The 12,792-nt window shown below is 49.8% G+C and carries 9 protein-coding genes; 4 read left to right on the top strand and 5 right to left on the bottom strand.

The features are described 5' to 3' along the window. The first annotated feature begins 262 nt into the window (after positions 1-262). Positions 263-1,678, top strand: a complete 1,416-nt coding sequence (gene uxaC, locus ACGHTT_RS16855) for a glucuronate isomerase (RefSeq protein WP_390592132.1) — start codon at positions 263-265, stop codon at positions 1,676-1,678. Then, the gene (locus tag ACGHTT_RS16850) at positions 1,678-3,159 is read left to right on the top strand and encodes a mannitol dehydrogenase family protein (protein ID WP_390592131.1); all 1,482 of its coding nucleotides are present in this window, start codon (positions 1,678-1,680) and stop codon (positions 3,157-3,159) included. The genes uxaC and ACGHTT_RS16850 overlap by 1 nt, the downstream gene beginning before the upstream one ends. Positions 3,160-3,255: 96 nt before the next feature. Here ACGHTT_RS16850 and ACGHTT_RS16845 read toward each other — a convergent pair whose 3' ends face one another. Continuing rightward, a complete protein-coding gene (locus ACGHTT_RS16845; RefSeq protein WP_380736117.1) occupies positions 3,256-4,005 on the bottom strand; it encodes a FadR/GntR family transcriptional regulator in 750 nt (249 codons plus the stop codon). A 335-nt stretch (positions 4,006-4,340) separates the two neighbouring features. Next, positions 4,341-6,440, bottom strand: a complete 2,100-nt coding sequence (locus ACGHTT_RS16840) for a TonB-dependent receptor (protein ID WP_390592130.1) — start codon at positions 6,438-6,440, stop codon at positions 4,341-4,343. Positions 6,441-6,796: 356 nt separating this feature from the next. Between ACGHTT_RS16840 and ACGHTT_RS16835 the strand changes: the two genes are divergently transcribed. Then, positions 6,797-8,131 carry a choice-of-anchor B family protein gene (locus ACGHTT_RS16835; protein WP_390592128.1) on the top strand — a complete coding sequence of 445 codons (1,335 nt, stop codon included), beginning with the start codon at positions 6,797-6,799 and terminating at the stop codon, positions 8,129-8,131. Between the two features lie 133 nt (positions 8,132-8,264). On the opposite strand, the gene ACGHTT_RS16830 is transcribed toward ACGHTT_RS16835, so the two are convergent. The 3 genes from ACGHTT_RS16830 to ACGHTT_RS16820 all read right to left on the bottom strand — a co-directional run bounded on the left by ACGHTT_RS16830 (position 8,265) and on the right by ACGHTT_RS16820 (position 10,209). After that, on the bottom strand, positions 8,265-8,717 hold the full coding sequence (locus tag ACGHTT_RS16830; RefSeq protein ID WP_390592127.1) for a hypothetical protein: 453 nt from the start codon (positions 8,715-8,717) through the stop codon (positions 8,265-8,267). A 61-nt stretch (positions 8,718-8,778) separates the two neighbouring features. Continuing rightward, the gene (locus ACGHTT_RS16825; RefSeq protein ID WP_390592125.1) at positions 8,779-9,144 is read right to left on the bottom strand and encodes a cupin domain-containing protein; all 366 of its coding nucleotides are present in this window, start codon (positions 9,142-9,144) and stop codon (positions 8,779-8,781) included. Positions 9,145-9,204: 60 nt separating this feature from the next. Continuing rightward, positions 9,205-10,209, bottom strand: coding sequence for a LacI family DNA-binding transcriptional regulator (locus ACGHTT_RS16820; RefSeq protein ID WP_390592124.1), 1,005 nt, complete (start codon positions 10,207-10,209; stop codon positions 9,205-9,207). Positions 10,210-10,443: 234 nt separating this feature from the next. Between ACGHTT_RS16820 and ACGHTT_RS16815 the strand changes: the two genes are divergently transcribed. Continuing rightward, positions 10,444-12,735, top strand: a complete 2,292-nt coding sequence (locus ACGHTT_RS16815) for a TonB-dependent receptor (RefSeq protein ID WP_390592123.1) — start codon at positions 10,444-10,446, stop codon at positions 12,733-12,735. Positions 12,736-12,792: the final 57 nt, after the last annotated feature.

The following is a 12,792-nucleotide window of genomic DNA, read 5'->3' as shown; positions in this document are numbered from 1 at the left end:
TTTGAAACTATATTGGTCATGCCAATTGGCGATATTTTTCATTAGCACGTTTCCTTAAACGGAAGCTTGCGACCTCTCTCGTCCCTCTCCGGAAAATATCGTCGGCATAAATTTGCACCTTTCACCCTCCGGAAACGGAGGGATTTTTTTTCAAAAAGGTTGCCTATATGAAGTTATCGAGCAGTGCTAAAATTTGGTCTGGCCAAAGTTTAGCCTCGATGTAAATTTAGAACCTGATGATACTAAAGATGGAACCACTGTTATGGCCAAGGTACTGAGACTTAATCCTGATAGGCTTTTTCCAGCCAATGAGCAAACGCGCGCTATCGCTCGACGCTTGTATCAGTCTGTGGCGAAGCTTCCTATTCTCAGCCCTCATGGTCATACCGATCCGTCTTGGTTCGCAGAGAATCAGCCCTTTGGTAATCCGGCTGAGTTGTTGATTACACCCGACCACTACGTGTTTCGTATGCTCTATAGTCAGGGTGTTGCACTAGAAGACTTGGGTATTCCCACGCAAGACGGCACACCGGTTGAAACTGATTCGCGGAAAATTTGGCAAATTTTTGCCGAACATTATTACTTGTTTCGCGGAACACCGTCGCGTATGTGGCTGGATCATGTGTTCACAGACGTTTTTGGTTTGGATGTCGTGTTAGATGGCGAGACTGCGGAGCATTATTACAATCATATTGATGCCGCGCTAAAAACCGAAGCCTTTCGTCCGCGCGCCCTGTTTGAGCGTTTCAATATCGAATTAATTGCAACCACCGAATCGCCCCTCAATGATTTGCGACACCACAAAGCTATTGTCGAGAGCGGCTGGAAAGGGCGGGTTATTACCGCTTTCAGACCCGATAATGTACTAGACCCTGATTTCGAAGGCTTTCACAGCAATGTGGCGTATTTAGGTGAGTTAACCGCTGAAAATACCAGCGTTTATACAGGTTACCTAAATGCTCTGCGCAAGCGCCGTGCTTTTTTTAAGAGCATGGGTGCAACCTCTACAGATCACGGCCACCCCACGGCCTGCACCAGTAATCTTTCAGATGAAGAGGCGGAAGCACTGTTTAATAAGGTTATGGCCGACGATTTTAGTGCGGCTGAGGCGGAGACATTTCGCGGCCAAATGCTCACGGAAATGGCGGCAATGAGTATTGAAGATGGTTTGGTTATGCAGATTCATCCGGGCGCATTCCGCAATCATAATCAGCAATTATTTGAGCGCTGGGGCAGAGATAAGGGTGCAGATATTCCATCGCAGACGGAATATGTTCGCGCACTTAAGCCCTTGCTGGATAAGTTTGGTAACAATCCAAATTTAAACATTATTTTGTTTACCTTGGATGAGACCAATTATTCGCGTGAGTTAGCGCCTTTGGCGGGTCATTATCCGTCGCTTAAATTGGGCCCGTCTTGGTGGTTTCACGATAGTCCTGAGGGCATGCGTAGATTCCGCCAACAAGTGACCGAGACGGCAGGTTTTTACAATACGGTAGGGTTTAATGATGATACCCGAGCTTTCCTATCGATACCTGCACGGCACGATGTTGCGCGCCGAATGGATTGTAGCTTCCTCGCCGAATTGGTAATTGATCACCGAATTGAAGAAGATGAGGCCTTCGAGTTGGCTGCGGATTTGGCGTACAACTTTGCTAAAAAGGCTTATAAACTTTAATGATTAATCGATTAAATTCACCGCAACTGGAGCGCCTGCCGGCTGATATTCTTCTGCCGCAGTATGATCGCTCAAAGGTAAGACCGGGTATTTTGCATATTGGTACCGGTGCTTTTCACCGGGCTCATCAGGCCGTGTATGTCGATGACCTATTAGCGTTAGAGGGTGGTGATTGGGGTATTATTGGCAGCAGTTTACGCAGTAAATCGGTCGCCGAGCAGCTCAATCCCCAGAATGGTTTGTACACGGTGCTGGTGCGCGATAGCGCGAGACTGCAAGCGAGGGTGATAGGCTCGGTGCTCAATGTTTTATTTGCCGCGGAGCAGTCGGAGCAGTTACTGGATACGCTGGCCTGCGCCGGTATCAAAATTGTGACGCTAACGGTCACGGAAAAAGGCTATTGCCATGATCCGGCTACTGGAAATCTATTGGTTAATCACGCCGACGTGAGCGCCGATCTTCTGCCCAACGCCATACCTAAAACGTTGATGGGATTGTTGTGCCGAGGCTTGCAGCGCCGAAGAGCTGCGGGTCTTGCTGGTCTTACGCTGTTGAGTTGCGATAACTTACCTAATAATGGTCGGGTGTTAAAAAAAGTACTGCTGCAGTTTTCACAACGTATTGATCCTGCCTTGGCAACGTGGATAGAAGAAAGTGTTAGTTTTCCTTGTTCGATGATTGATCGGATAGTACCTGCAACTACCGAGGAAGATCGACAATTTGCCGCCCAGACCTTGGCTTGTCGCGACGAGGGCCTGGTAGTGACTGAGCCGTTTAGCCAGTGGGTCATTGAGGATGATTTTATTGCCGGTCGGCCAGCGTTTGAAAAGGTTGGCGTGCAGATGGTATCTGATGTGACCGCCTATGAAGAAATTAAGTTACGCTTTTTAAATGGCGCACATTCATTGCTTGCCTATGCCGGCTTTCTGGCAGGTTACCAATACATCGCGCAAGTTGTGGCGCAAAAAAGCTTTGTTGATGCGGTGCAGGCTTTCTGGACAATGGAGGTTCTTCCTAGTGTCGATGTTCCTGAAGATTTTGATATTGAAGCCTATCAAGCTCAGCTATTGGCACGATTTTCCAATACCGCACTGCGTCATAAGACATGGCAGATAGCTATGGATGGGAGTCAAAAAATTCCCCAGCGCTGGTTGAATACCTTGCGTCATCAGTTGGCGAATAACGGCGAAATCACTTGGTTGGTTTTTGCACTGGCAAATTGGATTCGTTATGTTCGTGGCTACAATGAGCAGGGGCAAGCTATTGATGTGCAAGATCCGTTGGCGATGGAGCTGCGTGATTTACATCGTCAATGCGACAAAAACCAGCCTAAATTGGTTCAAAGCTTTTTACGCATAGAGCAAGTGTTTGATGTTGACTTGGTGGATAGTCAACGCTTAAGCATGGCATTGGCCGAGCAGCTGGAGCATTTGTCGGTGGATGGCGTTATTGTCTGTTTGGGTAGGCTACTGGCTAAGTAGGTTACTGGCTGGGTATTGATGCCGCCCGAAACGCCCACAAAAAAGCCAGCGTAGTGCTGGCTTTTTTGTGGGCGTTCACCTGCAGTATTATTTCGCTCAACCACCTAGCATTTTTAAGCGAGCGCGATTTGTGGCGCTTTTTTGTTTGGCTTCTTCAACCGCTTGCGCTTCGGAGGCCTCTAGCAGTTGTTCAACCACATGAGTTAAATGGTTGCGCATTGCAGCTTTGGCCTTTTCAGAATCTTGAGCTTTAAGCGCATTGAAAATATCTTTATGGGCTTTGATGCGTGTTTTGGCACCAGCCTGTCTGACACGACTGATAATAGCCTCAGGCAGCGGTGAGTTATTGCGCAACCGCCAGAGGTGTTCGATGGTGGATTCAATGGCTGCGTTTTTACAGGCTTTGGCAATGGTGAGATGAAAGCGCCGATCGGCACTTTCTTCCGGCGTTTCTTCGTCGCTTTCTAACACCAGTTCTTGCAGTGTTTGTTCCAGTTCAGCGAGTTCTTCGGGGGTGATATGTTTGGCTGCTAAGCCCGCCGCCTCAGATTCGAATAATATGCGGGCTTCAAGCACTTCGAGTGCACCTACATCCTTTTCTGATGCTTTAACGCCACCGCCTTGGCCGGTGATGTAGACACCTGAGCCACCTTTTACTTCTACGTAGCCTGCAATTTCTAAGGATATGACCGCTTCGCGTAGCGTCGGACGGCTGACATTAAAGCGCTCTGCCAATTTGCGCTCAGCGGGTAGGCGCGTGCCCACGGGAAAGTCTCCGCGGGTGATAGCTTCGGCAAGCTGCTCTGCAACCTGTTGGTAAAGGCGGCTGTCGGCGTTCAGGCTCATGAAATTTCCTTGTTTGTGTTTCCGGCCTTAGTGTAACGGATGCCCTATCCGGTGAACAGAAGTCACTGGAAAAATTGTATGTCCAATTGGATCTTTTGGTAAGGCCGCCGGCTTTTTTTTAACTAAAATTGGTAATAATAAGTTACTAGTCGCTAGCTTAGTGGCGTCTGGTTGGTTGGGGGGCGTCGTGTTGCGAATATTTTGACTGTCAGTGGGAGGTTAAGGTGCGTCATCTCAGGCGTGCGCCTCAGGGGAAGTGTGCTCCCTGATCTCACCGTTATTGATGCGTCTCTGAACCAGCCAGCGCTGCCTTAGTTTGGTGTGGTGTTAATCAGCTAAAGTGCTAGCTCAAGGCTGACGAAGATTGAGCGTGGTTCGCCGATGAAATAGCGGTCGCCATCAAAGCTGGAAAAATCGGCGCGCTCGGCGTAGTCGGTGTTGGTCAGGTTCTTAATTCGCAGGCCTAGGTTAAGGTTTTTTTGCAAGTGGTGCATGAATCTTGCGTTAACGAGGTTGTGGCCACCATAGCGATGGTTATTTTCTAAATCTGTGTAATAGCTTCCCATGGCCAACCATTCAAACTCTAGGCTTGAGGCATGGCTGGGTTGCCAGTTAATACGCAGGGCGTTCACGTGTTTTGGCGCAGAAACAACGGTATTGCCTCGTGTTTCTAGTTCGTTGTTTGTGCCTGGCGCGCTTATATTTGATTGATACTGGTGTTGAGCAACTGTGCCTGAAAAACTTAAACGCCATTGCTTGTTTATTTGCCAATGCAATTCATATTCGGTGCCGAGGTGATCGGTTTTTCCATCGCCGAGGTTGAGTCTATCGGATGATTGAAAAATCACATGGTCTTTGGTCATGCGGAAAACCGTTATGGCGTAGTTCGTGTTGTTGAGCTGCCCACGTATACCTAGCTCCGCGCTAAGAATTTCTTCGGCGCTGAGCTCTGCTTGCATTTGGCCATTTTGCAACCGATACATTTCCGTGGCTTGCGGTGCGCGATTACCCTCGGCCAAACGTACAAAGATGCGATGCTGTTCAGCGATGTCGTGTAGTAAGGCGAAATTGGTTGAAAGGTTATTAAATGCTTCTTTGCTATCTTCCGGTCTTGTATAGCGGCAGCCAACCGCGCCGGTAAAACTGTTGATGCAAGGGCTGCCGTCCTCTGCCGTATCACCGCTGATCATCGTATTCTTGTAGTCGTACCCCAAGTGCTCGTAGCGAAGGCCTCCGGTCATTAATGTTGCGTCGCTAAGCCGATAATCTAAGGAGCTGAATGCCGCCGCTAGTTGCCCCTGCACGGTGTAGTCGTATTGTTTGCCTGCGGGAAAAGAGGAGAAGCCCTCTGCTTGGGTTTGTTTCAGCCAAGCGTCGGTATATTCCATGTCCAAACCCGATGTTAGGTTTAAGGTGTCGGACAAAGAATTGAAATAAGCTACTTGGACACCGAGACTTTTATGCCCGTTTTGCTCAACCGGTGTGCCCGGTAGAAAATGCATCATGAAGGTCATGTCGGTGTAGCGGGTATAAGGCGTCAGTCGAAGGGTGGATGTATTATTGAGAGAGATTTCGAGGCGCGATTGCAGCCGTGCCGATTGGGCGTCTCGAAACGCTTCTGGGTTTGGATTTTCCTGCTTTCTACTCTTGTCTTTATAGGCATCTTGGCCGCTAACATACCCAGCTGTTTCTTGGTTGAGGTTGTTGATACTTAGGAGCGTGCGCACACTTAGCTGGGTGTCGGTGTAATCGTGTCGCACTAGCAGTTTCTGTTGGTCATAGCCCGAGTCATCTTTGTATCCACCATCGTGCGCGGCGTTCAAATGGAGTGCGACGGCGTGATCCCTATGCAGCCCATGATGGCTTAGCTTTATTCGCGCATAATCATTGGCGCCAACTTCGATGCCCGCTGTATTTTCAGGCGGGTTACTCGCGGCTGCAGTCACAAGGTTGATGACGCCGTGTTGTGCATCGGAGCCAAATAACACCGTGCCCGGGCCGCGCAATACTTCTAGCTGCTGCGCTTGCTCGTAATTGAGGTCGAATAATTGATTGACGTTACAAAAGCCCGTCGCTCTCACCGGCACGCCTTCTTCTGTTACTGCAAATGCTCCACAGCTACCCGCTCCGGTTAATACCGGTGAGCGAATCGCGGTGAGGTGTTCTTGACCATTGCCACGGCTAATCCAAACCCCAGGTACTGCGGCGAGAGCTTCGCTAATGTGCACCGCTGAAATGCGACTCAACTGCGCGTGATTAACAACGCTGATGCTGGCGGGGATGGTATTGATGTCCGCTTCATTTCGCGTTGCCGTGACCGTTATTGTTTCTATCTCGTGTGATCGCTTGAGCTCGGTGGCCGCCGTGAGCCCTTGGCTACAGAACAGCCCACAAAAAAATGTGCATAATCGAAAAAAACACGGAGAGCCAGCCATTGGCGCTTAACCTTTTATGCCGATAGACGTGGGCTGCTAGCCTAGCAGGAATAGGCCAGTAAATCAGGCTGATACATCGGTTGTGGCCAATGACACCCCACGCCAAGAGATTATTGCCTTAGTAGTTTTCTGGCACGTTTAATCCTTTTGGCAGCATTGTTTAAAAAATAGTGTTGCTACACATTCATGTGTGATGGCTTATTGTAATATTTCGCTGGCTGATTAGCGGGTGACTTCAGCGTTGACCTATCTATAGCGACTCGCCTTAGCTTGTTGTTTAAGGTTAAAAATGTCATAAAGTTCCGCAAGTTTATGGGTTTTCACCCCTCTGGGTGCTGTTACGGAGAATCTTTACCATGAAACCGATGCTACTTATTTCAATGGCCGCGTTAATGCTTGCCGCTTGCGGTGGGGGCGGCAGTAGTGGTGGTCACAGTCATCTAACGCCTACTGTGCCGGATTCTAACGATGTGACTGCAACCCCTAGGGCTGGGGCAGATTGTTTCAATAATCTTGCGGACAATTACCCTTGTTTGAATGTGGATAGGGTGTCTGGTTTTAAGTTTAACGTGCAGGCGTCGGATATATGGGGTTGGCAGGATCAGATTAATGGCGATGACTACGCCTTTTTAGCCTTGACCACGGGTACCGCGTTTGTTCGCATGACCAATCCAGAGGCGCCCGAATTCGTTGCTTTTTTGCCAACCGCCACCGGTAGTTCGTCTTGGCGCGATGTTAAAGAGATTAATGATCACGCGGTGATCGTGAGCGAAGCGACCGGGCACGGTATGCAAGTTGTGCATATTAAAGGCTTGGTAGATCGCAATAATGGCGAAACCATTGCCCCTATTTATCATTATCAAGAGTTCGGCAGCGCCCATAACATTGCCGTGAATGAAGATACGAATTTTGCCTATGTGGTGGGGTCAAATACCTGCGGCGGCGGCTTGCATATGATCGACATGAATGAGCCGCATATGCCCAAATTTGCCGGTTGTTACGCTGGCGATGGTTATACCCACGATGTGCAATGCGTCACTTACTGGGGAGACGATAGCAACTACCGCGGCCGAGAAATTTGTTTTGGTGCCAATGAAGACACGCTCACTATTGTTGACGTTACTGATAAGTCGGCACCGCAATTGATAGCTAAGCGTAGTTACAGCCAGGTGGGTTACACCCATCAGGGGTGGCTGACCGAAGACCACAATCATTTTATTCTCGGCGATGAGTTAGACGAAACCAATTTCGGCATTAAAACCCGAACCCTTGTCTTTGATACGAGTAATCTCGCCAACCCAACTTTTGTTAGCGCCTTTAATAACACTACCAACAGCATTGACCATAATCTCTATGTTAAAGGCAATCATATTTTTCAAGCCAACTACACAGCCGGTGTGCGAGTATTGCGCCAGGGTAATCTCGCCTTGGGTGAGATGCGCGAGGTGGCCTATTTCGATACTTGGCCGCAGAATAATAACGCCGTGTTTGATGGCGTATGGAGTGTTTTTCCCTTCTTCGATAGCGGCCTTATGATCACGGCAAATATCGATGGCGAGTTTTTTATCCTACGCCCCAATCTTGGTGCCATTCCCGAGTGCTCTGATTTGCTTGATAACGACGCCGATGGTGCGACGGACTACCCCGCCGATACTAGCTGTTCTAGTGCCGAAACGGCGTTTGAGCAGTAGCGTTTTTGGGGCTGAAATTTTCTAAGTGATCGGATAGCGACCCAAGCGCTCTTTGTACTTAGGTCGCTATTCCGGTGCCGATGACGACTTCAGTTCGGGCCATGAATATAGGGGTTTTGTCTACTAAGTTTGTTTATTCGGGCGCGTTTTGCGTAGCTGACAGTTCAATAAATTTATCACTTTTAATATATTTCTTTGCTACTTGTTCATTGATCACTTCGATAACGGCGCAAACACCGCCAGCTCTAGCCATGAAGTAGTGGACGCTGCCCGGCTCCATATAAACACGTTTCTCATTAAAGTGATCGCCCGGTGCCCAGCCCCCATTGCAGATCACGCCTATGGCGTGTTGCCCAGAATCCACTTGGAAGCTTGTGTGTTCTCCTATGCCAATGCCCAAAATCTCTAGGCCATCCAGTGTGACTCTATAGTTGACCGCGCTGCCTGCGAAATTATTGTTTCGGAGAATGAATATTTCAGCTGTGTCTGTCGGCGACACAACCTTAGGTAAAGGGTTGAGTGCGCCGCGGGGGCCTACGCAACCTGATAATGCACTGACGAGCAGCATAATGAGAAGTTTATGCACCGCTGTTTATCCTTTCTCGGTGAACAATCTGGGTTTTGACGGCCGTCGAATGATAAGACGTTTAAATCCATATGTCATTTTCGGCGGTCAAGGTGCTTTCTGCCTCGCCGGTGTTAATGACGCCCTTTGGCTCAATGAGCATCACGTTGCACTCTCGGTTTGCGAATGGCTTATGTTCAACGCCTTTTGGTACAACAACCATCTCTCCCGCGTTTAATCGGACAACCCCATCTCTAAATGCGATGTTTAGCTCGCCGTCAATAACTACGAACACTTCATCTGTGTCTGGGTGACTATGCCAAACAAATTCGCCCTGAATTTTCACCAGCTTAAACTGATAGTTATTCATTTCTGCAATGACTTTTGGCGCCCAATGGTCGGTGAATTGGGCCAATTTATCTGTGAGGTTTATCGCGCTCGGCTTCAATGGTTGGCTCCCCGCTATAGGTTGCGTTTTTCGTGTTTTGACGGGCAGGGCGACGCCAATTCAGGTGGACTCCCGCACCACGAGCGCGGGCTCCAGTTGTAGGCTTTGACCTTGGCCGCCGTCAATCATGGCCATCAGTGATGAGACCATGTGCTGTGCGCCGGTTTTAATGTCCTGCGCCACCGTGGTGAGCGCGGGGGCAAAATATTCCGCCATGAGAATATTGTCGTAACCTGTCACGGCGATATCGGATGGGGTTTTCTTTCCCGCCGCCGTAATCGCGTTTATACAGCCAAAGGCTATGAGATCGCTGCTACAGACTATGCCGTCCAGCGGTTTATTGTCCGCCAAAATACGCTGGGTTTGTTCGAACCCAGATTGCATGCAGAAAGCGGCGCTGGCGTGCATGCTATGGCTGGCGTCGAGTTGCCGTTCCGCCAATGCCTGTTGGAAGCCTTGATAGCGAGCGGCAATTTCAATGTGGTTGGTGTCGCCGAGGAACAATAAGTTGGATCGACCTTGCTCGAGTAGATGGCGGGTCGCCAAATAGGCCCCCTTGTGATTATCTGAGCCCACTGTCACGTAGCGCGAGGGGCGACACAACTGGCCCCAAACGACGAACGGCACACCTTGATCGGCCATATAGTCTAGGGCTGTCGGGTCTGCGCCTTGGCCGACGATCAATAGGCCATCGGCTTTGCGGCCAGCGAGATAAGACAAAGCTTGGCGCGCCGAGAAGTCACGCATGGTGGAGAACAATAAGTCGTAACCCTTCGTTGCCACTTCATCCGCGATACAACCCACTAAGCCGAGTAAAAACGGATCTGACAATACCTGTCCACTGGTAGGGTTGAGGTTGATGATGACGGCGATGGTTTGGGATTTACCCATTTTGAAGTTTTGGGCCCGCACATCGATATGAAAGTTGTGCTCGCTGGCAATGGCCATCACCTTTTGCTTGGTGGCAGCACTGATTAGCGGGCTATTTTTCAGCGCGCGCGATACGGTGGACTCCGCCACGCCAGCTAACTTTGCTATATCTGCGAGAGTTTTCGCCTGCTTCATGTACACCATGGCCTTGTTTGTAGGGCTAATCCCAAAGGGTTGTACATCCTGACAAAAAAGCGCCTCGGGGTGAAGGTTTAAGTTGGGTGATAGCGCTTGCTTGCATTTGTGCAAATGATTGCATAGTATGTTTTTCACTCATGCAATCGTTTGCATTAGTTCGCGCTACTCGCCAACCAGATCGACGATTCAGAGCCATAATGACAAAAAATAACTTTTCGGGGGAGCAACCCAATGAACTATGCCAAAACACCGCTGGCCCTTGCGGTATCTATCTTAATCGCGGGTTACGGCCCAGTTGTCGGCGCCCAAGACACCCAAAACGACTCGCGCACACCGACACTGGAAGAGGTGGTTGTCACTGGTATTGCCGGTGGCGGTGAAATTCGCAAGCTCGATGCCAGCTTTGCCATCACCAATGTCACCGACGAGGATATCAAGCGCTTTTCCCCGAAAAGCACAGCGGACCTACTTAAGACGATTCCTGGGGTCTGGGCCGAAAGTTCTGGCGGTATCGCTGGTGCCAACGTGTTTGTGCGCGGCTTTCCCAGCAGCGGCGACGCGCCTTTTCTCACCGTGCAGTTGGAAGGCGCGCCGATCTTCCCACCACCAACGGTCTCCTTCCTAGAAAACACCACGCTGTTTCGGATTGATGAAACCATTGAGCGCATGGAAGGTTTACGCGGCGGTACCCAATCGGTGCTGGATAACGGTCAGCCAGGCTTAACCACCAACTTCTTGCTCAAGCGTGGCGGCGAGGAAACGGAAGGTTTGGTGAAATACTCAACCTCTGATTACAACCTGCAGCGGGTTGACGGCGTGATGAGCGGCAAGCTATCCGATGGGCTCTATTACATGGTGGGCGGCTATACCTCGACCTCGCCGGGTATCCGCGACGCTGGCTTCAATGCTGAAGAAGGCAAGCAGTTTACTGTCAACATCACCAAAGACTTGGATCAAGGCAGTGTCAATTTTTATCATCGCAACACCGATGATGCCGGCGTTTGGTACCTACCGGTGGCCTTGAACGTGCCGGGTGTCGATGCAAGTTTTAATCAGCTCGGCACACTCAACCGCCAGTCCACCATTACTTATGGGCCAGATAACTCAGTTGAAGCCGTCGACTTGGGCGAGGGCCGTGGTTGGAAGGGCTCGGTCAGTGGGATGAATTTTGATTTTACCGTCAATGAAAATTTAACCCTGTCGAACTCATTAAACGTTACGGCGGGTGAGGCAAATACCTTCGGCCTCGTGCCCAATGGTAATGCCGTTAATGTAGGCGACCTGCTTGATGACCCAGCGGCGGATACCGGCGCGGTTGTTATCGGCGCTCTGACTGGCGCGGTCACCGGCAATGCCATTGGCCGAGATGCCTATATCCAGCAGCAGGGTGCTTGGGTAGTGCGCAAAGATATCGAATCGTTTACCAATAATCTGGCGCTATCGGGCAACTACGAAGCCTATGAATTTTCCTTGGGTTACTACACGGCAACCACCTCCATTGATGAGTGGTGGTCTTTGGGCAATCAGAAATACATGGTGGTTGCCAACGGTGGCGAACGCGTTGATGGCATTGAATGCAACCAAGCCAGTGTTGACAGCTGTGGTTGGAATTATGATATCGATGCTACCGGTGATGCACGCTCGAATGCGCTTTACGGTTCATTTACGTGGCACGCAAGCGATGCGCTTAGTGTCGATATTGGCCTGCGCAGCGAAAATCATCAGGTGGAGTACACGGTTGATGAAGGGCTCGACAATGTCATCACCAAATCTGTGCAATACGACGAGACAAAATCTTCGTTAACCCTTGGTGCTAACTATGACCTCAATGAAAACCAAGGTTTGTTTGCGCGCTATAGCCAAGGCTACAAATTTCCTTACTTCGATGATTTTCGCGATAACTTTGGTGCCTACAGCAATGGCGAGGATTTGATTAAAGAAGTCACCCAATTTGAGTTGGGCTATAAAGCCGCGTTCGATACCCTGTCGGCCTATGTCACGCTGTTTGGCAACGAAGTGAAGGGCGACACCTTTGTGACGCAACCGGGCGCGCCTGCGCAAGTATTTACCAATCAGGCTTATGGTGTGGAGTTAGACGGACGCTGGTATCACGAGAGTGGTTTTGCGTTAACGCTGAATGGCACAGTACAGAACACCGAGGTGACAGAAAACCCAGCCCTAACAGGCAAGGAAGCGCAGCGCCAACCAAATTACCAAGTGCGTTTGTCACCGAGTTATGACCTAGCCCTCGCCGGCGATATGGCGATGACCTTCTACGGTGCTGTCTCCTTTATTGGCGATCGCTTTGCCGACCCTGACAACGAAGTAACCTTAGAGGCCTATGAGAAAATTGACTTGGGTGTTCTTGTTGATGTGAGTGAAAATCTACAGTTGCAACTTGCATTGGATAACGTCACCGATGAGCAAGCATTAACCGAAGGTGATCCGCGTGACCCTGCAGCTGCCAATGGCCGCTATATCATGCCATTCAGTACGGTTTTCAGCGTAGCTTATCAATTTTAGTGTTTTGTTAATTGCGTAATACCCTTACACACATAACTCTTGAGTCATGTGTGTAAG

This window comes from Simiduia litorea (genome assembly GCF_042853465.1).
GTDB lineage: Bacteria > Pseudomonadota > Gammaproteobacteria > Pseudomonadales > Cellvibrionaceae > Simiduia > Simiduia litorea.
This window is presented reverse-complemented; position numbering and strand designations above follow the sequence as displayed.